We start from the raw sequence: 21,983 nt of genomic DNA, 5'->3' as shown, positions 1-21,983 counted from the left end.
TCCACTCTTGACGGATTTCAAACAGGCTCGTAATGCTCATGCACGCGTCAAGAATTCCGCTGCACTTCAACCCCCCACAACAGCATCGGAGCCCTCCGTGACTCGTTCGACCCGTATCCGCCGCGCGGCGCTCGCCGCCGGCGCCTGCACCGCCGTCGCCGCCCTGCTGGGCACCGCGGCGGCCGCCCAGGCCACCTCCCCCAGGACGCAGGCCGCACCCGACATCCCGGTCGCCGCCGTCAAGGCGCACCTGGACAAGCTCCAGTCCATAGCCGACGCCAACGGCGGCAACCGCGCCCACGGACAGGCCGGTTACCAGGCATCGGTCGACTACATCAAGGGCAAGCTGGACGCGGCAGGCTTCACCACCACCCTCCAGGAGTTCACCAGCGGCGGCGCGAAGGGCTACAACCTGATCGCCGACTGGCCCGGCGGCGCCGAGGACTCCACGGTGATGGCCGGCTCGCACCTGGACTCGGTCGACGCGGGACCGGGCATCAACGACAACGGCTCCGGTTCGGCCGGCATCCTGGAGGTCGCACTGGCCGTCTCCCGGGAGCACCTCAAGCCCGCCAAGCACCTGCGGTTCGCCTGGTGGGGCGACGAGGAGGACGGCATGGTCGGCTCCCGGCACTACATCGACGCCCTCGGCGCCGACCGGTCGAAGATCTCCGCGTACCTCAACTTCGACATGATCGGCTCGCCGAACCCCGGCTACTTCGTCTACGACGACGACGCCAAGCTGGAGAAGGTCTTCAAGGACTGGTTCGCCGCGAAGAACATCGCCACCGAGCCGGAGACCGAGGGCGACGGCCGCTCCGACCACGCCCCCTTCAAGGACGCCGGCATCCCGGTCGGCGGACTCTTCTCCGGCGCCGACTACATCAAGACCGACGCCCAGGCGAAGGCGTGGGGCGGCACCGCGGGCAAGGCGTTCGACGCCTGCTACCACCGCTCCTGCGACACGTCCAAGAACATCGACGACACCGCACTGCACAACCACACCGACGCCATCGCCAACGCCGTGTGGCAGCTCAGCTCCTGACGGCGCGGGAGCGCTGACGGCCGCCGCACCGCGCGGCCGTCGGCCTCCTCGCGGTCACCCCTCCCGGCCCGGTCGCCGATCCCCGGCGGCCGGGTCGCGGTGTTCCGCGGCGATTCCGAAGCGCTGCCGTTCGCCCGGAGCGGACTGCAGATCCCGCACGGAGGAGACCGTACGCATCACCTGCTCCTGCTCGGCGGCCGCCTCCTGCCGCCCCAGTTCTTCGAGTCGCTCCAGGTCGGCGGCGGACACCAGCGCCACGAGGGGCTTCCCATGGCGGGTCACGACCACCCTCTCGCCGCCGTAGACGACGCGGTTGATCAGATCCGCGAGCTCGGCCCGGGCTTGCGTCACCGGAATTTCATAAGCCATGCTCCTAGCCTATGTAATGTCCACCAGGTCCACCGTGGTCCGTGGCGACAGCGAACGTCCAGGTCAGAGGCTCTCGCGTGCTCCCGTGCGCTCTCGTTTGTGAGCGATGTGTGAGACGAGGTGAGCAGGGTCGTCGCGGTCGGCCGGGTCGGGCCGGCAGCGGTAGCGGACGGGCCTCTGTGCGGCGGCAGCGACGATGTCGTACTCCCCAAACAGGGCGCGACGCGACGACCAGGTCGTGGGGCACGCTCGCGCTGAAGCCGGCGCACCACAGGTACGGAGCCCCTGGGACGGGTTCCGCCCACGCCTGCCACCAGAGAAGGACGTCGCGCAGGACCGCATCGTGGATGAGTGGCGGCCCTGCGCGACCATGGCTCGACGGCTGAGGTGCTGGCGGTTGTCGAGGAACTGCTGAAGGACGAGACCGAGTCCGAGTTCGTCGTCACCGTCCTGGAGAACCTTCAGAATCTCCTGTCCCGCGGCCTCGGCACGTATTGGTCCGCCGACGAGGTACGCCTGCTGCTCGGGCCCCGACGGTCACCCGGCTGCTGCACGCCGCGGGGGCGTGACGGGAGGCGTACGCGGTGCTACTTGACGCCGACGACGAGGTACTCCGGGCCGTCCAGGTGGCTCACGGCGATGTCCCGGAAGCCCGCCGCGCGCATCCAGTCGCCGCACTCGGCACCGGTGTAGCCCAGTCCGCCGGCCGAGACCGTGGAGACGTTGAGGCTGATCAGCAGGCCCGTGGTGCGTTCGCGGCGGTCGTCGTCGATCAGCGACTCGTAGATCAGCAGCCGGCCGTCCTCCGGCAGCGCCTGGTACGCCTTGCCGATGAGGGTCTTCTTGGTGTCCAGGTCCCAGTCGTGCAGGACGTGTCCCATCACGATCGCGTCGGCGGTCGGCAGCGGGTCGGTGAAGAAGTCGCCGCCGGCGAAGCGCGCCCGGTCGGTGAGGCCGACCCGTTCGAGGTGGGCGTCGAAGCCGGGGCCGACCACGGGCAGGTCGAAGCCGATGCCCTGGAGGTGTGGGTTCCGGGACAGCACCTGGGCCAGCAGCGAGCCCTCGGCGCAGCCCACATCGGCGACCGTCCGCGACCGCGACCAGTCGTACCGCTCCGCGATGGCCTGGTTGGCGCCCATGCTGTAGCCGGTCATCGCCCGCAGGAATCCGGTCACCTGGTCGGGGGCGGCGTACGCCTCTCCGAAGGTGTCGTCCGTGGCGTCGGCGCCCACCAGCTTCGGGCCGCCGGGCCCGCCCTGGTCCGCGGACTGCGAGGCGGCCAGCGCCGCGGAGAAGTCCAGTCGGCCGCCGCTGCGCAGCGCGTCGGTCAGCCCCGCCCAGCAGCCGAAGCCCGCGTTGAGGAAGGAGAGGTAGCCGGAGATGTCGGTGGCGGGCTTGCGAGGGTCCAGATAGCGGTCGGCGACCGGGGAGTTGCGGTAGACGCCGCCGTCGCGCTCCAGCAGTCCCAGGGACACCAGGGCGTCGAGGAAGTCGGCGGCGCCGCGGCCGGCGATCCCCAGCCTCCCGGTGAGTTCGGCGCGGGTGGCGGGACGTACGGCAAGCTCCTCGAACACGCCCAGTTCGACCGCGCTCAGCAGTGCCTTGGACTTCCAGAAGGCGACCGCGACGTCGATGATGGCATGCGGTGAGTCGGCCGGGAAGGCGTCCTCGGGTTGCGGGGTGGTCATGCTCGGTTCTCCGTTCCTGCGGTGCGGGTGTGTGCGGGCGCTTCAAGGGGCCCGGGCATCAGGTCAGCCGGAGGTCCTGGTAAACGGCGTCACCGATGGTGATCATTCGTTCCTGGTGCTCTTCCTGCCAGGTCTTGCCGTTGAGGTGCAGCGCGACCACCAGGCCGGCGTCCGGGTCGGCGAAGGCCGCCGAGGTCCACAGCCCGTAGTGGCCGAAGGTGCGCGGCGAGGCGTGGCGGCTGAAGGCCGTGCACTCGTCGCCGAGGTGGCGGGACTCGACGCGGAAGCCCAGCCCCCAGTCGGCGTTGCCGAACGGGTCCACCAGGCCGACCCGGTGGTGCGCGGTGAGCGCCATGACGGTCTGCGGCAGCAGGATGCGCCCGTGGCGCCCCCGGCCGCCGTCCGCCAGCGCGGCGAAGAACAGCGCCAGGTCGGACATCGGCCCGCGGATGTTCAAGCCGGGGATGGGCCGGGTGCAGGAGTGCTCGGTGGCGTACCAGTGGGTGGGCTGGGCCGGGAGGCCGCCGCCGGTGATGTGGATGAGCGGCAACCGGTCCGCCTCGGCGCGGTACTCCTGCGGGGTGAGCACCACGCGGGTGTCGGTCATCCCGCAGGGCGCCAGGATCTCCTCGGCGAGATAGCGCTCGTAGTCGCGTCCGTCCACGGCGCGGACGACCTCGGCGATCAGGAACCACGCCCACCACGGCCCGTAGTTGATCCGCGCGCCGGGGGGCGTCCCCGCCGGAACCGTCATGTTCCGCAGCTGCTCACGGCGGAGCGCGACCGGGGCGGCCATGGCCCCGTGCAGCGGGTCCAGGCCCATGGGGACGGCCGAGGTGTGGGTGAGCAGCTGGTAGAGGGTGACCCGTTCGCGGCCGTCTCCGTCGTACCAGGGGAGGTAGCGTGCGACCGGCGCCGCCGGGTCCAGCAGGCCCCGCTCCCACAACTGGCCGATCGCCACCGCGCCCAGCGTCTTGGAGCAGCAGTACCAGATGGGCAGGGAGGCCCGGGTGAAGGGCACTCCGGGGCGGCAGCTGCCCAGGGCGGCGGAGACGGTGGTGCCGCTCGGAGCGTGGCTGACGTGGAGCTGGGCGCCGGGGGTGGTTCGGCCGAGTTCGGCGCGCAGGGCGGCCATCGTACGGGGCAGCGCCTCGGTGGCAGCGCGGACCGCGTCGGCCTCGGCGTCCGGCGCGGTGACTGCCGCGGCGGCGCCCGGCCACGGGCCCGCCGCCTGCGGCGCGTCGGCGGTGAACCCCCGCAGCCGGGCCAGCGCCCCGGACGGGTCCTGCTGCAGCAGCCGGTCCAGGAAGAAGATGAAGAGGAACACCCCTTCCAGGACCAGCCGTCCGTGCTCGAAGAGCCGCACCCGCCGCTCGGCGTCCCCGAACAGCAGGACGGCGGCCTCCTCGTGTCGGAGTGTCAGGACGAGGGTGGGCCGTTCGTCCCACTCGCCGGCGCGGAACCACAGGGCGCCGGTGACCAGATCCGTCAGGACGAGGATCTGCCCGGCCACCCCGACAGGCGGATCGGTCAGGCGCAGGCCGAGCCGGAGGGCCTCGCCTTCCTCGGGCCGCTGCCCAGCCGTGGCTTCGGCGTGCCGCAGCCACTCCCGGGAGAACAGCGGGTGGGCGGCGGGTGCCGCCGTACGGGACCCGTGCGGCGCTGTGCAGGCGGCGCTCACCGAGCGACCTCGGCGACGGTGAAGCGGACGATGTTCCGACTGGTCAGGCTCCCGTCGGGGGCGCGCAGTTCGGCCAGCTCGGCCTCGACCGCCTTGACCGCGTCGGCCATCGCGTCCTCGGGCACGCTCTCCCAGAACTGCCGGCCCGCGGTGGACCACACCCACTGCCACCACTGGTGGGGGCCGCGGAAGCGGGTGACACAGGTCCGCTCCACGGTGTCGACGGAGCTGAAGCCCTCCTCGGACAGCATGGCGTGCAGGTCCTCGACGGAGCGGAACGGGCTGTCCGGCGGGAGCCGGTGGGAGGAGGCGCCGCCGTAGGGGGCACTGGCGGCGAAGACCGGGTTCCAGCGCTCGTCCTGGCGGCCCCACCAGGAGATGGCGAACCGGCCACCGTCGGCGAGGAGTCGGCGGTAGCGGGCGGCCGCGGCCCTGGGGTGGGGGAAGAAGAACATCGAGATCCCGGCGAGTACCGCGTCGAAGGTGCCGTCGACGGGCGGTCCGGGCTGCCAGTGGGCGGTCTCGGCGTCGGCGACGAGGGCGCGGGCGTTGCCCAGCCCTTCCTCCGCGATGGCCGCGCGGGACCGCTCCACCATGCCCGCGGACAGGTCGATTCCGGTCACCGAGCCGCTCGGCCCGACGGCCCGCGCCGCGGGAACGAGCACGGCGCCGGTGCCGCACCCCACGTCCAGGACCCGCTCGCCCTCCCGGACGCGGGCCGCCTCCACCAACTGGCGGCCGAGGGCGTCGAAGTGCGAGACACCGACCTTTTCGTACGTCGGGGCGCTGCGGTCGAAGAGCCGGGCCAGGGCCTCCTTGTGCTCGTCCGGCGCCGGGTGCCGAAGGGTCCCGCTCATGGGGTCCTCCCCTTTTCCTGTGTGAGGTTGCCGCTCTCGTCGAGCCGTACGGTGCGCCCGGTGCGGGCGGAGGTGTACACGGCGTGCACCACCGCCACCGCCCGCCGTCCCGCGGCGCCGTCGACCAGGGGTGGTCGGCCGGTGCGGACCGCGTCGCAGAAGTCGGCGAGCTGGTCGCGGTGGGGCTGGTGGAGCAGGCCGATGCGGTCGCGCGGCGGGGGCTTCCGCGGCGGCGGGCACCGGTCGGCGGCCTGGTTGCCGTCGCCGTACGCGCCGTAGGCGGTGGGCCGCTCGCCCTCGCGGGCGGTGTGGAAGTAGGCCAGCTCGTCGTTGTCGATGACGACCGATCCGCGCTCGCCGTTGACCGCGACCCGGGTGGTACGCCCTGGATAGGCGGCGGTGGTGGCCAGCAGCGCGCCGAGCGCGCCGTCGGCGAACTTCAGGCTGGCGGTGGCCACGTCCTCGACCTCGATGCCGTCGTGGGCGAGCAGGCCGGTGTGGGCGGCGGCCTCCACCACGGGGCCGGCCAGCCACTGGGCGAGGTCGACGGCGTGCACGGCCTGGTTCATCAGGGCGCCGCCGCCGTCCAGGGCGCGGGTGCCGCGCCACTGCCCCGACGCGTAGTAGGACCGCGCCCGCCACAGGGGGACCTCGATGAGGACCGAGGTGACCCGGCCCAGGGTGCCGTCCTCGATGGCAGCCCTGGCCACTTCGGCGGCGGGGTCGAAGCGGTGCTGGGAGATGACGCCGAGGGTGCGGCCGGTGTGCCGGGCGGCGGCGATCAGCCGGTCGGCGGCCTCCGGGGTGACGTCGACGGGCTTTTCGACCAGGACGTGCTTGCCCGCGCGCAGGGCTGCGGTGCCCAGTTCGGCGTGGGTGCCGGAGGGAGTGCACACGGCGACGGCGTCGATGTCCGTGCGGGCCAGCAGCTCGGGGACGGCGAGTGCCTCGCAGCCCAGTTCGGCGGCGAGCCGGTGTGCCCGTACCGGGTCCCGTCCGGCGACCGCCACCAGACGGGCCCGCTCACGCAGCGGGCCGTCGGGCCGGGCCAGCAAGCGGCCGAGGAAGCCACCGATCGAGCCGCAGCCGAGGATGCCGAAGCGCAGCACGGCCGCCTCCTCAGCCCGCCACCGGGGCAATGGCGTTGCCCAGGTAGTTGGGGAGTTCGGTGAGCCGCTGCTGCTGGTGGTCCAGGTCGGTGGGGTAGGCGGCGCGGTAGCGGCGGGTGACCTCCTGGACCTCGCGCCAGGTGGCGGGCAGCACCCCGCCGTTGTACTGGGGGGCGAGCTGGTCGTAGAGGGTGGTGCCGGGCCGCAGGTAGAGCTGGTTGATGCCGAACCAGGCGGGCAGCTTCGCGGCCCAGTCGACCAGGCGACCGGAGATGCACGCCTGGTCCTGCGGCAGCCCCAGCAGGACGAAGGCGAAGGGGGTGATGCCGGCGTCCCGCAGCTTGAGGACGGCCTCCTCGATCTGCGCCTCGCTGACCCGCTTGTGGACGCCGGTGTCGGCGATGGCGGGCGATTCGGCGCCCAGCCACATGCCCTGGCAGCCGGCCCGCGCCCAGGCGGTGACGTCGTTCTTCAGGACGACCTCGGCGCGGGTCTGGCCGACCCAGCCCACCCCGCGGCCCTCCAGCCGGGCGCACAGCTCGCTGTAGAAGGCGCGGTTGATGCCGAAGACGTAGTCGAGGAAGAACACGAACTCCAGGCCCGCGGCCTGCTGGGCCTCGATCTCGCGCACCACCCGGTCCAGCGGCTGGTTGCGCATCTTGGTGCCGAACGGCAGGTGGCAGAAGGTGCAGCCGTAGGTGCAGCCGCGGGCGGCGAGCACCATGCCGCAGGGGCCGGGCAGCGGCAGCCCACCGGAGATGACCTCGGCCGTGTAGTCGGCGGTGGGCACCAGGTCGTAGGCGGGGAAGGCGAGTTCCTCCAGGGGGAGGTTGGGGAAGGGACGGGGGCGGGGCTCGGGTGAGTCCAGCAGGTTGTGCGGGGTGGCGGCGCCCGGGAGCACGGGTGCGTCGGCGCCGGCCAGCAGGGCGCGGACCGCGCCGACGGTGGCCGAATCGGTCTCGCCGCAGGCGATGTGGTCCACGCCCAGCTCGGCGCGGGTGGAAGCGGGCAGGTGGGTGCCGTGCGGGCCGACCGCGACGGTGCGGGCCGTGGGGTAGCGGGACGCGGCGCGCTCGATGGCGGCCCGTACGGAGTCCAGCTCCAGCGGGTAGCACTGGGCGCGGTCGGCGATCGCGGAGAAGACGACCAGCAGGTCGAACTTCTCGCCGTCGGGCGCCTCCTGGAGCCGCTGGTCCCACACGGTGACGGTGTGGCCCTCCGCCCTCAGTTGGCCGGCGGCGGTGACGGCGTCCAGGGGGAGCTGGATGAAGTACTGGTCGAACTTGTTGCTGGGGATGACGAGGCAGATCCGGCTCATGGGCGTTTCACTCTCACAGTCGGGTCGGCAGGGGGGCGGGGGTCGGGGGGCCGGAGGGCGCGGGGCGTTCGGCACGGGCCAGTTCGGCCAGCCGGCCGATGCGGTCGAGGGGCCGCAGGTCCAGCGCGGGGCCTGGGCCGGGGCCGAGCAGGGCCGCGACGCCGTGCCGCAGCGCGTTGTCCATCGGGGAGTCGGGGATCAGCCACTCGCGGTGGCCGTGCGGCCCGTCCATGGTCAGCCGGTGGGTGTTGCGGGGCAGCCGGGTGCCGTTGGGCAGGAAGACCGGGTCGAGTTCCAGGGTGAGGAGGACCGGGCCGGCCTCGATCCGGGCCAGCCGCAGCCGGCTGTCGGCGGCGGGTGTGGTGCGCCGGGCCCAGGAGGGCGCGGGGGCCGCGTGCGGGGCGTCGTGGCCGACGATGGTGGAGTACAGCTCGACCTCGACCTCGCCCGCGGGGCCGACACCCGCGCTCAGCGTCGTGGTGTCGTGGGCCGCGGTGCTGACCAGGTGGGGGTCACGGGCGATCCGTACGGCCTGTGGCTCGGGCCCGGCCAGCAGATAGTGGTGGAAGGCCCGGGCGGGCAGGAAGCCGCCGAGGACGGCGAGCATGTGCAGCCACTCGTAGCCGAAGACGCCGTAGTCGAGGTCGACGAAGCGGCCGGCCGCGATGTCCTCGCGGCGGTCCTTGCAGAAGGCGACGCGGATGGCCGTCACCGGGTGCCGGCGGGCGAACTCGGCGCGTACGGCCTCGAGTATGGCGGGAGCCTTGGCGTGCGCGTACTGGTTCATCACCACCAGCCGGGCCCGGTCGTACGTGCCGAGCAGCGCGGTGAGTTCGGGGCCCTCCCAGGACCGGCAGGCCGGCTTCTCCAGCAGGATGCGGGCCTCGGGGTCGCGGGCGAGGACGGCGGCCACGGCCTGTAGGTGGCCGGCGGTCGGGGTGCAGACCGACCAGACGTCCACCGGCCTGTCCGTGGACAGTTCCCCCACGGTGGCGGCAGTGGGGAAGGGGGTGCCGCAGCCGGGGGCGGTGGGGTCGACGACGGACACGGACATGCCCATGCCGTCGAACAGTTGGTGGTGCAGCCGGCCGGCCACGCCGTGGCCGACGACGCACACATGCGGCCTACCGGGCATGGGCGTCCTCACCGGCGGTCTCAGCGGTGCCGGAAAACGCTCCGGTGCCCAGCGGGGCGGACCGCGCGCACAGGTACTGGGTGTAGTACGCGTCGAACAGCCCGGCGTCGTCGATGATCCGGTCCACCGGCTCCAGGTGGAGGCCGGGCGGGTACCGCTCCGGATCGCGGCAGAGGGCGAGCGCGGCGAGCAGGGTGCCGGCGCGGTAGGCGTCGTAGCCGCGGTTGGCGATGCCCTCGTACTCGAAGAGGTTCAGCGAGCGGCCGTCGCCCAGCACGGTGGCGGTGGTGGCGTGCGGCAGGTCGTAGCGCACGCCGACGTGCGGGATGCGCTGCGCGGTGGCACCGGGGTAGCCGTCGGTCAGCACGCTGAAGTCCTTGGTGGCGAAGCCGGCCAGCAGCACGCCGTCGGGCAGCAGCGGCACGTCCTCGGCGGTGACGGCGGTGCCGCCGCTGCTGCCGAGGATGAGGAACGGCCGCTGCCGGTCGAGGGCCTCGGCGATGCTGCGGTGGGTCTCGAAGCCGTCCTCGGCGGCGGTGATCAGCGCCAGGATGTCGGTGTCCACCACGGCGACCCGGCAGCCCAGCGCACGCAGCGAGCGGGCCGCCCGTGCGCCCAGGGTGCCGTAGCCCAGCAGCAGGACGTGCCGGCCGATGAATTTCTGGCCGGGCACGATCGCCCGCAGCCGGCGCACGCAGGAGTCGGCTATCTCGTTGTAGCCCAGCCGTGACTTCAGCTGGGAGCGGGCCATGTTCAGCACGGGGACGGCCAGTTCGCCGGGGGCGGCCGTGATGCGCTTGAGCCCGCTGACGGTCAGCTCGATGGCGGCGTCCACCCGCGGTCCCGGCCCGTCGGCGCCGTAGCCCTGGGCGAGCAGGCCGCCGTCGTCGATGACCAGGACCTTGCGGCCGGCGGCGTGCGCCCGGCGGATGAAGTCGGCCACCTGGGCGTCCACCGCCCGTGCGCGGGCCGCTTCCGCCGCTCCGGCCGTGCCGTTGATGACGGAGTTGTCCAGGGTGTCGCTGGCGTAGCCGCGGCGCAGGAACCAGGAGTGCACCCGCTCGCGGTGCTGCGTCCGGTCGCCCTTGGACAGCGCGAAGATCCACTCGGGGTCGAGTCCGGCGCGCTCCATGGCCAGCAGGAAGCCGACGCTGTTCTCCACATAGTGGTCCCGGAAGATCAACGCCCATCCGGCGAGCGCCGGTTCGGGCTGGGCATAGCGGTCCGTCAGCGGCATGCCGGCCGCGATGGCGGCGGCCTCGGCCTCGGTGTAGCACCGGGCCCGCCGGCCGATCGCCTCGGTCAGCGCCGTGAACAGGTCACGGGCTCGCTCCGAGGGGGCGCCGGAGGCGGTGAGCACGATCCGGCGGGCCCCCGGCCCGTCGAGGACGGGGTCCAGGGTGCCGGGCGGCTGGTCGGACAGCGGCCGGCTGCGGATGTCCAGCCGGTCGCCGCCCACCCGCACCGTGTACTGGCCGGGCCCGTGCACGGTCAGCTCCGGTCGCGCCGGCGCCCCGTCGTGGCCGTCGAGGACCGCGCGCACGGCCGCCAGCAGGTCGCCGACGCCGAGCGGCCCCTCCAGCACTTCGCACGGGCCCGGCGGATGAGGATCCCCCACTCCCCCGCCGGGGACGGTGCGACGCGAAGTAACATCAGATACCGACATATATCCACCCACGCCAGGCGTGCATTCCTCGTGAGAACGGACTTGTTACGGCCGGGCCGGAATCAGGAGGTGCTCCTGGTCCGGCTGGTGTTCTCAGGTCAGCCTGCCGTGCGGGGGATCTTGACGGCCATCGTGGAGATCCACGATCCCGGTGGTCGCCCGGCGTGGGCGACGGCCCTGGTCAGCCGGATGTGGTGAGGCTCCGCGCGCTGGAGGAGGCCGCCGTGCCCGTCCCGGTCAGCCGGGAGGCGAGCTGGGTGCGGCGGGTCACGCCAAGTTTGCGGTAGGCGTGGGTGAGGTGGGTCTCCACGGTGCGGCGGGCCAGGTGGAGCACCTCGCCGATCTGGGCGTTCGTCTGACCCTGGGCCGCCAGCTCGACGATGCGCCGCTCTGCCCGGGTGAGTGCGGCGCTGCCCGTCGTGTCCCGGCGGGTCCCGCGGGCGCCGCTGGCCCGCAGGGCGTTACCGGTGGCGCGGAGCAGGCGTCCGGTGGCGGGCGCGTCCGGGGCGTCCGGGTGTCCGGTGGGGTCGGGGGCCAGCAGGCGCAGTGCCAGGGCGTGGGCCTCGTGCAGGTCCTCGCGGCCCTTGCGGCTGTTCCCGGCGTCGATCCGCGCGTGGCCCAGGTCGAGGAGGGTCTCGACGAGTTCGACGGGGGCCGGTGCGGTCCTCAGCACGGCCGCGGCCTCGCTCAGCGACTCTAGCCCCCGGCGGCCGCCCACGACCGCGGCGTGGGCCCGCAGGGCCCGGCTCACCGTGCGGGGTGTCCCCCAGGTCCGCGAGTAGCTCAGTTCCTCCTCGGCGAGCTCCAGGGCTCTCGCCGGCTGTCCGAGTCCGACCAGGGCAAGGGCGGCGCCGGAGCGCCAGGGGGTGGCCACCGGGCTGACGAAGTCGCGGGCGCTCTGACCGCGGCCGCAGGACAGGTAGTCGTCGAGGGCGGCCTGCCAGTTGCCCTCGGCCATGTGCAGAAAGGCTCTGGCGTAGTGCAGTTCGTTCCATTCCCAGGAGCTGTCGGCACTCTCCTCGTCGAGGCCGGCCAGCAACCGCCGGGCGTGGGCACGGTGGCCGAGTTCGCAGTGGGCGAGTGCCACCATGGACGCCAGGTGGGGCATGCGGATCCCCTGCCCGGCGCACGCGTCGAGGAGCGGGGCGTTCTCGGCGATCACGCGCCGGAAGTCACCGGCCCACAGGGCCGCTTCGGCCCGCACGCTGATCAGGCACTGTCGGCCGATGTCCGTCAGATCCGGGAGCGCGGGCGGGGCGGGGAGGGCCTCTTCGGCGAGGGCGCGTGCCTCGTCCAGCCGGTCGGCCCACTGCAATAAGGTGGCCGCGGTTCCCAGCCAGCCGTCGCGGAGCCGGGGGTCCACCGGTGCGGCCAGCCGCGGCAGCACACGGCCGAGGGCCTCGGCCGCCGACAGCCGGCCGGTCCCGACCTCGTACTCGGTGACCAGGCCGCAGGCGAGCGGCTCGACGGCGGCGGGGGCCGTCGCCGTCAGTTCCCGCATGCGGGCGACGGCGTTGCGCCACGCGACCGCGTCGTGGGAGGCCATGACGGCGGCGGTGGTCTGCAGCACACGGACGAGCTCGCCGTCGTCCACGGCGCTGCCCACCTGGCTCATGACGCGCATGGCGGTGTCCGTGCGACCCCGGGCGACGAGCGCCGCGCCGAGGGCGGGTGCGACAGCGGCGCGTTCATGACGGTCGGCGTGCAGCTCCAGCGCCGCGCGCAGCCTGCGGATGCCGGCATCCGCGCTGTGGGGCAGCTCCAGGGCGCCGAGGCGCAGGGTGAGCCCGGCGCGACGGCCGGGGGCGAGCGGAGCGGTGAGGGCGTGGCGGAGGAAAGCGGTGGCCTCGTCGACCCGGCCGCCGCGTACGGCGTCCTCGGCCGCGTCCTCCAGGGACTGCGTCATCCACTCCTCGCCGGGCCGGTCGAGGTGGAGCAGCTGGGCGGCGACGTCCGCCGTGGGCGCGCCGCGCTCGTCGAGCAGGCGGGCGATACGGCCGCGCAGCGCGCCCAGTTCGGCCGGATCGACCGCCGCGAGGGCGGCCTCGCGTGCCAGCGGGTGGGAGAAGAGGCGGCGGAGGGCGGACGCGCCCGCGGACGCGGCGCGGTGGTCCGGGCAGAGGCCGGCGGCCTCGTGGAGCAGGGCCCCGCCGAGCAGCGCGGCGCCGCCCCCGGCCACGGCGACCGCCAGGGAGAGGCCGCGCGACCATGGGGTCGCCCGGGCCCGTATCCAATGGACGATCGCGTCACGGTAGCGGCTTCCGCCCAGCTCGGACAGGCTGCGGGGCAGCGGCCCCTCACGGAGGTCGGCGAGGAGCGCGTGCACCAGCACCGGATTGCCGGCGCACGCCCGGATACACAACTCGGCCCGGTCGGCGCCGTGTCCGCGGGCGAACACCAGACGGGCCACGGCCTCCGGGCCCAGCGGGCGGAGCACCACGGACGTGCCCGTCGCACTGGGCAGCACGGCGGTGCCCTTCTCCCGGCACTCGGTCAGGACCAGCAGCACGGGCAGGTCCGCCAGCCGACGGGCCAGGTAGCCGAGCCAACGGCGTGACGCCATGTCGGCATCGTGCAGGTCGTCGACGGCCAGAAGTACGGGCCGACGTTCGGCGGTCCGCGCCAAGCGGGTCACGAGGCGGTGGAAGACCATCTGCTCCTCGGCCGCCCGCAGGTCCGCGAAGGGCACCTCCCCGCCCTCGGGAAAGAGCTGGCGCACGAGAGCGAAGGGGAACCCCGACTCCTCCGGCGAACAGCCCGCGCGCAGCACACGCATCGCCCCGCCCGCCGCCTCCCGCCCCGCCACCTCCCGCAACAGGGCGGTGCGGCCCATCCCCGCCGCCGCACCGAACACCAGCCAACGGCCCGCACCGGACCGCGCGGACTCTCCGGCCCTCGCCGCGGCCGCCAGCGCTTCCTCGCGTTCGAGAAGCACACTGCCCATACCCACACTCCTCCACCTCGGTGCAAACGGCGCCCCCTCGGTGCAGGACGCCCGAGCTGAATGCTGCATGCCGAAAGTCGCGAAATCCCCTATTCCGGGCCAGCGTTCTCTCCGGACGATATCCCGTATGACCTGGCCAGACACGTAATGATCTTGCTGTGGGTGGCATGGCGTCGGGGCCGGGCCGGGTGGTACCTCGCGTCGACCGCACGGTGCCTTCTGAGGCGGTTGACACCGCACTCGACGGAGTGTCCCTGCCTGTAGACCGTCTTGCCGCAGGCCGGCGGGCGGCCACCGGCGGAGCCGCGGTTGAGGAAATCCCGGACCAAGCCGCCGCGTTGACGACCGGTGGTGGGGCCGGGGACGGCTCCGAGCCCGATGCGTCCACGACCGTGCTGTCCGACGCGGACACCGCCGCGCCCGCGCCGGCCGCCACCGCACTCGCCGGTACCAGCAAGGCCGTTCAGGCCGACGGGCTGCTGCTACGCACGGTGGAGCGGCAGCCGCCGGGGCCCGGGGAGCTGGCCGGTCCGGGGCCGGCCACGCTGACGCCGCTCGGCCTCTTCGCCGCCGACGACTCCGCGATCGGGGCGTCGACCGGCGGCAGATTCCGGGGCGATCCCGATCCTCGCCGCCCCGCAGGCCGACCTGCGACATCAGCTTCGCCGCGGTGTAGTTCCGGGCGTCGGGGCGAACTTGCGGCAGGTCGCCTGTTCACCGCCCAGCCGGTGAACAGGATCCCGCAGAAACAGACTGCGAGATATCCGCTTCCAGCGAGAAACAAAACCAGCTTCTGGCCTGGGACTTGTAAATGATCACTAGAATCTGCTCCCATTCTAACGACCTGTACGTCCTGTACATTTTTTACAGAGGAAGGGAGCAGCCATGCCGCAGCCGACGGCGCGCCATGTCCTGCCGGAGTTCACCGAGCGCACCAGCTACGGGACCCGGACGACCGACCCGTACTCCAAGCTGCTCGACGAGCGGATCGTCTTCCTGGGGACGGCCATCGACGACGCCTCGGCCAACGACGTGATGGCGCAGCTCGTCCACCTCGAACACGCCGCCCCGGACCAGGACATCTCGCTCTACATCAACTCGCCCGGCGGCTCGTTCACCGCGATGTGCGCGATCTACGACACGATGCGCTACGTCTCGTGCGACGTGGAGACCGTCTGCCTGGGCCAGGCGGCCTCGGCGGCCGCCGTCCTGCTGGCCGCCGGGGCACCGGGGAAGCGGCTGGCGCTCCCGCACGCCCGGGTGATGGTCCATCAGCCGTCGCTCGGCGAACCGGTCCAGGGCCAGGCCGACGACCTGCGGATCCGGGCGGAGGAACTGCTGCGCACCCGCGACAGACTGGAGGAGATGCTGACCGAGCACACCGGGCAGCCGCGGGCGCGGATCGCCGCGGACATCGAGCGGGACACCTTCTTCGACGCGCCCGCCGCCCAGGAGTACGGCCTGATCGACGGGCTCACCCGCGGCCGCAAGCGGGCCTCCGCGCAGCCCCTCGGGCGGTGAGGCGCGGTGCTGCCGCCCGAACTGCCGCCGCTGCCCGCCCTGACCCGGGCCGAGGGGCAGCTGATCGACAGCTATCTGGAGGTCCTGGACCTGCTGGGCCGGATCAATCCGGCCCGCGCCACCGGGACGTACGGCGGACTGCGCGCGGCCCAGGCCCTGGTCCGCAAGTCCACCGAGCTGCGGGACGCGCTGGCCTTGATGCACGACCGCGGTGAGAGCGAGCTGCACGCCGGGACCCTGGGGCGGGCGCTGCGGGTCCTGGACGGGGAGCGCCGGGCGCGGCGGGTGACCGTACCGCCGCAGGAGGGCGCCTGACCCGACTCCCGCGAGGGGCCCACGGAGCCGTACGGCCCCCGGCTCGGGACGTGTTCCGGGGGTGGGCGGCGCGCACCGCCGGGACACGTACGACTCCGGAGTGCACATACGGCGTAATGTGTGCGGCTGCGGTAAGGGGGCGAGGAATTGCGCGGGTCGGCGAAGATTCCCGCCCCCCTTGGGTTTCGGTGCTGGTCCCGGCCCCGCCGACACGGCCGATACCGCCACGTACGGGACAAAAGAACCTATTCAGCCCAAAAGTGACCAATGTCACACACTGCAATTTCAGCTCGGAAATCGGGTGGGCGGTGCGTGACGATCCCTTCGACGACAAGCCCCCGCCACAGCGACGGGGCGGTCCGGACGGGCAGCTGCTCCCGCCGTTGTCCGGATCACCGGCTGACGAAGGGTTGCGCATGACCATGCGCATGCAGATGCCGCACCTCCTGGTGCGCGCCGGCACCGTCTCCGCCCTCACCCTGGTCGCGCTGGGCGGGCCCACACCCGCCCCGGGCGCGGCCGCGGAGGCCGAATTAGCGTCCATCCCCGTCAAGGCCCTGCGGATCGCCGCCTCCAAGCAGGGCTCCCCGTACAAGTGGGGGGCGCAGGGACCGGACAGCTTCGACTGCTCGGGACTGACGCTCTACTCGTACCGCCGCGCCGGCCGGGCCCTGCCACGCACCGCGGCACAGCAGTACCGCCGCACCCAGCATGTCGCGCGCTCCTCCCGGAGGAGCGGCGATCTGGTCTTCTTCCACTCCGGCAGCGGGATCTACCACGTCGGCATCTACGCGGGCGGCGACCGGATCTGGCACGCGCCCAAGGCCGGCGCCGTGGTGCGGCTGGAGCGGATCTGGAGCCGTGCCGTCTGGTACGGACGGGTGCGCTGACCGGCGACGCCGAGCCGCCCGGCCAACTGTCGGTGGCCTTGGGTAACTTGGCGGCGTGACCTCGGGACTGAGCAAGCTGCTGACGGCCGCGGCACGCGGGAGCTTTCCGCCCGCCGACGGCTCGGTGACGGTGCTGCCCGCGCCGTCCCCGCGCGATGCCGGGGTGGTGTCCTTCACCGCCCATGCCGTGGTGTTCGCCGACGTGCCGGCGGCGTGGGTGCACGAGCGGATACCGCCCGGCGACCTCGCGGCGCCGCTCAACCCGCCGTTCCTGAGCGCGCTGGGCGCCCGGCTCGGCCGCGAGGTGAACAACATCGACCTGCTCACGGTCGCCGAGGCGCTCCCCGGGCCGCCGCCCCTGGCGCTGACCCGCTCCACGGACCGCGACCACCCCCGCACCGCGCGGGCCCTGCGCCACCGCGACGCGGTGCGGGCCTGGACGACCGCCGACGGCGGGACCGTCGTGCTCGGCCGCGGGGTGGCCGGCCGTCGGGAGCTCGCCGTGGAGGTCGACGACGCCGCCCAGGGGCGCGGTCTGGGGCGGGAGCTGGCGCGGTCCGCACGGCATCTGGTCCCGGCGGGCGAGCTGCTGTGGGCCCAGGTCGCGCCGGGCAACGCGCGCAGCGTACGGGCCCTGCTGGCGGCCGGGTTCCGGCCGGTCGGGGCGGAGGCACTGCTGGTGCCGCCCGGGGAGCGCGGCTAGGTCGTGACCGCGGAGTCCCGCCTGCCGTTCGGGCGAACGACGGGACGTTGCGGACACGGCCCAGGGGCTGCCCGTCCCCGCGATCGCCGGACAGGCGCTACGGGCCGTCCGCCCGACACGGGGCGGACGGGGGCCACGGCACCGTGACCCAGACCGTCTTGCCGCCGGCCGCGACGGGCTCGACCCAGAGGCGGCCGCCGCGTTCGGCGGCGAGGCAGCGGATGATGACCAGCCCCCGGCCGTTGTCCTGCTGCACCGCGGCGGGCAGCCGGCGCGGCGGGCGCGGATGCCCGTCGGTGATGCCCAGGCACAGCTGTTCCTCGCACTCCAGGCGGAGCTCGACGGTGAAGGCCGGGGAGCGGCCGCGGGTGTGCTGGACGGCGTTGGTGGCGAGTTCGGAGACGATCAGCAGGAGGTCGTCGGCGGCGGCCGACCCGGGCGGCAGGCCCCATCGGGCGAGGACGTCCCGGACGTGTCCGCGGGCCGCGGCGACCGAGTCGGGGAGGCTCGGCAGAGTGCGGGTGGATTCCTGGTGGTCTGCCATGACGACGCCGTCCCTTTCCCGCCGAGGCGCGGCTCCGGCCCGCCGGACAGCCGGGATGCCGGCCGGGGTGCCGGCGGCCTCGGTTGTGTACCGTGCGCCAGACTGCCACCCATGCTGCCGGTGCGGTGAGCGATCGCCCAACACATACGGAGTTCTGTCGCGATTCTCTCGCTCGATGCGGTGAACAGTGCTGCGGCAGACGGCGTTTGGGGTGTATGGGGCGCCCGTTGCGGCGCCGCGGCTCTGGTGCCCGCGACGCCGCCGGTGCCGAATGGCGACTTCAGGCCACCGGGGCGGTCGCCACGATGATGTCGGCCGCGGTGCTGATCTGAGCGTCCGTCAGGTCCGCTCGGGCGGTGAGCCGCAGCCGGGAGATCCCGTCGGGCACGGACGGCGGACGGAAGCAGCCGACCGCGAGCCCGGCCGCCCGGCAGTCCGCGGCCCAGCGGACCGCCGCCTCCGGCGAGGGCGCGCGCACGGAGACCACGGCGGCGTCCGGGCGGACCGCCGTCAGGCCCGCCGCGGTCAGTCGGGCGTGCAGTTCCCGCGCCACCTGCCGGACCCGTTCGGAACGGTGCGGCTCCCGGCGCAGCAGCCGCAGGGCGGCGAGCGCGCCGCCGGTCGCCGCCGGGGCCAGCCCGGTGTCGAAGATGAACGAGCGGGCGGTGTTGACCAGGTGCTCGACGACCCGGGCCGGGCCGAGCACCGCGCCGCCCTGCGCGCCGAGGGACTTGGAGAGCGTCACGGTCGCCACCACGTCGGGGTCCCCGGCCAGCCCGGCGGCCCGCAGCGCACCGCGGCCGCCGTCGCCCAGCACGCCCAGCCCGTGCGCGTCGTCGACCAGCAGTGCGGCGTCCCGGGTCCGGCAGGCGTCGGCGAGCGCGGGCAGCGGCGCGGCGTCACCGTCGACCGAGAAGACCGAGTCGGTGACCGCCAGCGCCCGGCCGTGGTGCCCGGCCAGCGCGGCGCGGACGGCCGCCGGATCGGCGTGCGGGACCACCTCGGTGCGGGCCCGGGAGAGCCGGCAGCCGTCGATGAGGGAGGCGTGGTTGCCGGCGTCGGAGACGACCAGGGTGCCGGGGGCGGTGAGCGCGGTGACCGCGGCGAGGTTGGCGGTGTACCCGGAGGACAGCACCAGGGCCGCCTCGAAACCGCAGAACTCGGCGAGCTCGTGCTCCAGTTGGGCGTGGAGTTCGGTGCTGCCGGTGACCAGTCGCGAGCCGGTCGCACCGGCGCCCCAGCGGTCGGCGGCCTCGGCCGCGCCCCGCGTCACCTCGGGGTGCCGGGCCAGTCCGAGATAGTCGTTGCCGGCCAGGTCGAGCAGCGGGGAGTCGGCGGGCCGGGGCCGCAGGGTGCGGACCAGTCCCGCGCGGTGGCGTTCGGCGCGGGCGGCGTCGATCCAGTCGAACGCGGCGCCGGACGCCGGCCGGGGGCCCGCGGCGGGCGGCACGGCCGGGGCGTCGCACAGCAGCGGTGGGGCGTGGTCCGGCGGCATCGGCGTCCTTCGTCCGGGGGCTTCGGGAACGAGCCCGGCCGCGGGCCCGGCGCGCGGGTCCCGGCAACGGGGCTGCGGGGCCTCGATTGTGGGCTGTCGATAGACGTTAGCGGTCGTTCCGCACGGAGACGGTGTGGTGATGCACACACCCCGATCGCCGGGCATTGTGGGAATCCTCCTTGGCCGGGGGCCGGGCCGTACGTCAGGATCATCGCCATGGACCTGCTGAACACACTGGTGGACAAGGGACTGCGGCGCGAGGTGCCGACCCGTGACGAGGCGCTCGCCGTACTGGCGACGTCCGACGACGAACTGCTCGATGTGGTGGCCGCGGCGGGGAAGGTGCGCCGCACGTGGTTCGGGCGGCGGGTCAAGCTCAACTACCTCGTCAACCTCAAGTCGGGCCTGTGCCCGGAGGACTGCTCGTACTGCTCCCAGCGGCTGGGCTCGAAGGCGGAGATCCTCAAGTACACCTGGATCAAGCCCGACGACGCCTCCAAGGCGGCCGCGGCCGGGGTGGCCGGCGGCGCCAAGCGGGTCTGCCTGGTCGCCAGCGGCCGGGGCCCCACCGACAAGGACGTGGACCGGGTCTCGGAGACCATCGCCACCATCAAGGAGCAGAACGAGGGCATCGAGGTCTGCGCCTGCCTGGGGCTGCTGAACGACGGCCAGGCGGAGCGCCTGCGCGCGGCGGGCGCCGACGCCTACAACCACAACCTCAACACCTCGGAAGCCACCTACGGCGGCATCTGCACCACGCACGACTTCTCCGACCGGGTGGACACCGTCCAGCAGGCCCAGGCGGCGGGGATGTCCGCCTGCTCCGGGCTGATCGCCGGTATGGGCGAGACCGACGCCGACCTGGTGGACGTGGTCTTCGCGCTGCGCGAGCTGGACCCGGACTCGGTGCCGGTCAACTTCCTGATCCCGTTCGAGGGCACTCCGCTGGCCAAGGAGTGGAACCTCACCCCGCAGCGCTGCCTGCGCATCCTGGCGATGGTCCGGTTCGTCTGCCCGGACGTGGAGGTCCGGCTGGCCGGCGGCCGCGAGGTGCACCTGCGCAGCCTGCAGCCGCTCGCCCTGCACCTGGTCAACTCCATCTTCCTGGGCGACTACCTGACCAGCGAGGGCCAGGCCGGCAAGGACGACCTGGCGATGATCGCGGACGCCGGGTTCGAGGTGGAGGGCACCGACACCACCACGCTGCCGGCGCACCGCCGGGACGCGGCGGACACCACGGACACCACGGACACCGCGGACGCCGAGCCCGGGACCGCCGCGGAGGCCGTCGTTCCGGCCCCCTCCGAGGACGCCCGGCGCGATCTGGTCGCGGTGCGCCGCCGCGGCGCCGGCACCGACCTGCCGCCCAATGCCTGAGCCGCTCACCCCCGGTGAGCTGCTGGCCCTCGACCGGCAGCACGTCTGGCACCCGTACGGGCCGATGCCCGGCCGGAGCGAGCCGCTGCTGGTCGAGTCGGCCGGCGGCGTCCGGCTGCGGCTGGGCCGCCCGGCCGAGGGGCGCTCCGAGCTGGTGGACGGGATGTCGTCCTGGTGGTCGGCGGTGCACGGCTACAACCACCCGGTGCTCAACGACGCGGCCCGCGGCCAGTTGGAGCGGATGAGCCATGTGATGTTCGGCGGGCTCACCCACGAGCCCGCCGTGCGGCTCGCCAAGCGGCTGGTGGACATCACCCCCGAGCCGCTCCAGCACGTCTTCCTCGCCGACTCCGGTTCGGTGTCGGTCGAGGTGGCGGTCAAGATGTGCCTCCAGTACTGGCGTTCGCGAGGCAAGCCCGGCAAACAGCGCCTGCTGACCTGGCGCGGCGGCTACCACGGCGACACCTGGCAGCCCATGTCGGTCTGCGATCCGGACGGCGGGATGCACGACCTGTGGCAGGGCGTGCTGCCCCGGCAGATCTTCGCCGACGCGCCGCCGGCCGGCTTCGACGCCCCGCCGGACGCCGCCTACGCGGCGCACCTGCGGGAGCTGATCGCCCGGCACGCCGACGAGTTGGCGGCGGTGATCGTGGAGCCGGTGGTGCAGGGCGCGGGCGGGATGTCCTTCCACTCCCCCGCTTACCTGCGGGTGCTGCGGGAAGCCTGCGACGCGCACGGCGTGCTGCTGGTCTTCGACGAGATCGCCACCGGCTTCGGCCGCACCGGCAGCCTGTTCGCGGCCGGGCACGCCGGTGTCGCACCGGACGTGATGTGCGTGGGCAAGGCCCTGACCGGCGGATACCTCACCCTCGCGGCGACACTGTGCACCACGGAGGTGGCCGAGGGGATCTCCCGCGGCGAGCTGCCGGTGCTGGCGCACGGGCCCACCTTCATGGGCAACCCGCTGGCCACCGCCGTCGCCGAGGCGTCCATCGAGCTGCTGCTGTCCCAGGACTGGGCGCGGGAGGTCAAACGGATCGAGGCCGGTCTCCGGGCGGGGTTGGCGCCCGCCGCGGAGCTCCCCGGGGTGCGCGAGGTGCGTGTCCTGGGCGCGATCGGCGTGGTCCAGCTCGACCATCCGGTGGACATGGCGGCCGCGACCCGGGCCGCCGTCCGGGAGGGCGTCTGGCTGCGTCCGTTCCGGGACCTGATCTACACCATGCCGCCGTACATCACCGGCGACGAGGACGTGGCGCGGATCTGCGCCGCGGTGCGCGCGGCCGCCCGCGAGGGCTGAACGCCCCCCGCCTCGGGCGGGGGCGGTCG

At 73.7% G+C, this 21,983-nt stretch carries 18 protein-coding genes; 7 read left to right on the top strand and 11 right to left on the bottom strand.

Annotated elements, in window-relative coordinates:
• The first annotated feature begins 97 nt into the window (after positions 1 to 97).
• Complete coding sequence (locus CG747_RS36485) at positions 98 to 1,045, top strand: M28 family metallopeptidase (protein WP_100606195.1); 948 nt, start codon at positions 98 to 100, stop codon at positions 1,043 to 1,045.
• A 54-nt stretch (positions 1,046 to 1,099) separates the two neighbouring features.
• On the opposite strand, the gene CG747_RS36480 is transcribed toward CG747_RS36485, so the two are convergent.
• From CG747_RS36480 to CG747_RS36435, 9 genes are all read right to left on the bottom strand, one after another.
• Entirely contained in the window at positions 1,100 to 1,414 is a 315-nt protein-coding gene (locus CG747_RS36480; protein WP_100606194.1) for a type II toxin-antitoxin system Phd/YefM family antitoxin, read from the bottom strand.
• Between the two features lie 587 nt (positions 1,415 to 2,001).
• Positions 2,002 to 3,102, bottom strand: a complete 1,101-nt coding sequence (locus CG747_RS36470; RefSeq protein ID WP_100606193.1) for a methyltransferase — start codon at positions 3,100 to 3,102, stop codon at positions 2,002 to 2,004.
• A gap of 58 nt (positions 3,103 to 3,160) precedes the next feature.
• Entirely contained in the window at positions 3,161 to 4,783 is a 1,623-nt protein-coding gene (locus CG747_RS36465; protein WP_100606192.1) for a serine hydrolase, read from the bottom strand.
• Positions 4,780 to 5,640: a class I SAM-dependent methyltransferase gene (locus CG747_RS36460; protein ID WP_100606191.1), complete on the bottom strand. Its 861-nt coding sequence runs from the start codon at positions 5,638 to 5,640 to the stop codon at positions 4,780 to 4,782. The genes CG747_RS36465 and CG747_RS36460 overlap by 4 nt, the downstream gene beginning before the upstream one ends.
• On the bottom strand, positions 5,637 to 6,749 hold the full coding sequence (locus CG747_RS36455) for a Gfo/Idh/MocA family protein (RefSeq protein ID WP_100606190.1): 1,113 nt from the start codon (positions 6,747 to 6,749) through the stop codon (positions 5,637 to 5,639). The genes CG747_RS36460 and CG747_RS36455 overlap by 4 nt, the downstream gene beginning before the upstream one ends.
• A 10-nt stretch (positions 6,750 to 6,759) precedes the next feature.
• The gene (locus CG747_RS36450) at positions 6,760 to 8,067 is read right to left on the bottom strand and encodes a radical SAM protein (protein ID WP_100606189.1); all 1,308 of its coding nucleotides are present in this window, start codon (positions 8,065 to 8,067) and stop codon (positions 6,760 to 6,762) included.
• A 13-nt stretch (positions 8,068 to 8,080) separates the two neighbouring features.
• Positions 8,081 to 9,202: an ABC transporter ATP-binding protein gene (locus CG747_RS36445; RefSeq protein WP_257980968.1), complete on the bottom strand. Its 1,122-nt coding sequence runs from the start codon at positions 9,200 to 9,202 to the stop codon at positions 8,081 to 8,083.
• Positions 9,192 to 10,787, bottom strand: coding sequence for a hypothetical protein (locus tag CG747_RS36440; RefSeq protein ID WP_308303830.1), 1,596 nt, complete (start codon positions 10,785 to 10,787; stop codon positions 9,192 to 9,194). The genes CG747_RS36445 and CG747_RS36440 overlap by 11 nt, the downstream gene beginning before the upstream one ends.
• A gap of 262 nt (positions 10,788 to 11,049) precedes the next feature.
• Entirely contained in the window at positions 11,050 to 13,812 is a 2,763-nt protein-coding gene (locus CG747_RS36435; protein ID WP_180985844.1) for a LuxR C-terminal-related transcriptional regulator, read from the bottom strand.
• Positions 13,813 to 14,697: 885 nt separating this feature from the next.
• Between CG747_RS36435 and CG747_RS36425 the strand changes: the two genes are divergently transcribed.
• The 4 genes from CG747_RS36425 (at position 14,698) to CG747_RS36410 (ending at position 17,241) form a co-directional block, all read left to right on the top strand.
• Positions 14,698 to 15,333, top strand: a complete 636-nt coding sequence (locus tag CG747_RS36425) for an ATP-dependent Clp protease proteolytic subunit (protein WP_100606186.1) — start codon at positions 14,698 to 14,700, stop codon at positions 15,331 to 15,333.
• Between the two features lie 6 nt (positions 15,334 to 15,339).
• The gene (locus CG747_RS36420; RefSeq protein WP_100606185.1) at positions 15,340 to 15,648 is read left to right on the top strand and encodes a hypothetical protein; all 309 of its coding nucleotides are present in this window, start codon (positions 15,340 to 15,342) and stop codon (positions 15,646 to 15,648) included.
• Positions 15,649 to 16,064: 416 nt separating this feature from the next.
• A complete protein-coding gene (locus tag CG747_RS36415; RefSeq protein ID WP_100606184.1) occupies positions 16,065 to 16,538 on the top strand; it encodes a C40 family peptidase in 474 nt (157 codons plus the stop codon).
• A 55-nt stretch (positions 16,539 to 16,593) separates the two neighbouring features.
• On the top strand, positions 16,594 to 17,241 hold the full coding sequence (locus tag CG747_RS36410) for a GNAT family N-acetyltransferase (RefSeq protein ID WP_100606183.1): 648 nt from the start codon (positions 16,594 to 16,596) through the stop codon (positions 17,239 to 17,241).
• Positions 17,242 to 17,338: 97 nt separating this feature from the next.
• On the opposite strand, the gene CG747_RS36405 is transcribed toward CG747_RS36410, so the two are convergent.
• Both CG747_RS36405 and CG747_RS36400 read right to left on the bottom strand, forming a co-directional pair.
• The gene (locus CG747_RS36405) at positions 17,339 to 17,785 is read right to left on the bottom strand and encodes an anti-sigma regulatory factor (RefSeq protein ID WP_100606182.1); all 447 of its coding nucleotides are present in this window, start codon (positions 17,783 to 17,785) and stop codon (positions 17,339 to 17,341) included.
• Between the two features lie 280 nt (positions 17,786 to 18,065).
• Positions 18,066 to 19,280 (bottom strand): 8-amino-7-oxononanoate synthase, encoded by a 1,215-nt coding sequence (locus CG747_RS36400; protein ID WP_257980967.1) that lies wholly within the window; start codon positions 19,278 to 19,280, stop codon positions 18,066 to 18,068.
• A 216-nt stretch (positions 19,281 to 19,496) separates the two neighbouring features.
• Between CG747_RS36400 and bioB the strand changes: the two genes are divergently transcribed.
• Complete coding sequence (gene bioB, locus CG747_RS36395; protein ID WP_100606181.1) at positions 19,497 to 20,657, top strand: biotin synthase BioB; 1,161 nt, start codon at positions 19,497 to 19,499, stop codon at positions 20,655 to 20,657.
• Positions 20,650 to 21,954 carry an adenosylmethionine--8-amino-7-oxononanoate transaminase gene (locus CG747_RS36390; protein WP_100606180.1) on the top strand — a complete coding sequence of 435 codons (1,305 nt, stop codon included), beginning with the start codon at positions 20,650 to 20,652 and terminating at the stop codon, positions 21,952 to 21,954. The genes bioB and CG747_RS36390 overlap by 8 nt, the downstream gene beginning before the upstream one ends.
• The last annotated feature ends 29 nt before the right edge of the window (positions 21,955 to 21,983 follow it).

The sequence above is a fragment of the Streptomyces sp. CB02959 genome (assembly GCF_002803155.1).
GTDB lineage: Bacteria > Actinomycetota > Actinomycetes > Streptomycetales > Streptomycetaceae > Streptomyces.
Note: the sequence above shows the minus strand (reverse complement) of the source record. Positions and strands in the feature narration are given on the sequence as shown.

Excerpts from the sequence above, each read along its gene's own strand:
- CG747_RS36480 (WP_100606194.1), bottom strand. The coding sequence starts at position 1,414 with ATGGCTTATGAAATTCCGGTGACGCAAGCCCGGGCCGAGCTCGCGGAT.
- CG747_RS36470 (WP_100606193.1), bottom strand. The coding sequence starts at position 3,102 with ATGACCACCCCGCAACCCGAGGACGCCTTCCCGGCCGACTCACCGCAT.
- CG747_RS36460 (WP_100606191.1), bottom strand. The coding sequence starts at position 5,640 with ATGAGCGGGACCCTTCGGCACCCGGCGCCGGACGAGCACAAGGAGGCC.
- CG747_RS36450 (WP_100606189.1), bottom strand. The coding sequence starts at position 8,067 with ATGAGCCGGATCTGCCTCGTCATCCCCAGCAACAAGTTCGACCAGTAC.
- CG747_RS36445 (WP_257980968.1), bottom strand. The coding sequence starts at position 9,202 with ATGCCCGGTAGGCCGCATGTGTGCGTCGTCGGCCACGGCGTGGCCGGC.
- CG747_RS36435 (WP_180985844.1), bottom strand. The coding sequence starts at position 13,812 with ATGGGCAGTGTGCTTCTCGAACGCGAGGAAGCGCTGGCGGCCGCGGCG.
- CG747_RS36425 (WP_100606186.1), top strand. The coding sequence starts at position 14,698 with ATGCCGCAGCCGACGGCGCGCCATGTCCTGCCGGAGTTCACCGAGCGC.
- CG747_RS36415 (WP_100606184.1), top strand. The coding sequence starts at position 16,065 with ATGACCATGCGCATGCAGATGCCGCACCTCCTGGTGCGCGCCGGCACC.
- CG747_RS36405 (WP_100606182.1), bottom strand. The coding sequence starts at position 17,785 with ATGGCAGACCACCAGGAATCCACCCGCACTCTGCCGAGCCTCCCCGAC.
- CG747_RS36400 (WP_257980967.1), bottom strand. The coding sequence starts at position 19,280 with ATGCCGCCGGACCACGCCCCACCGCTGCTGTGCGACGCCCCGGCCGTG.
- bioB (WP_100606181.1), top strand. The coding sequence starts at position 19,497 with ATGGACCTGCTGAACACACTGGTGGACAAGGGACTGCGGCGCGAGGTG.
- CG747_RS36390 (WP_100606180.1), top strand. The coding sequence starts at position 20,650 with ATGCCTGAGCCGCTCACCCCCGGTGAGCTGCTGGCCCTCGACCGGCAG.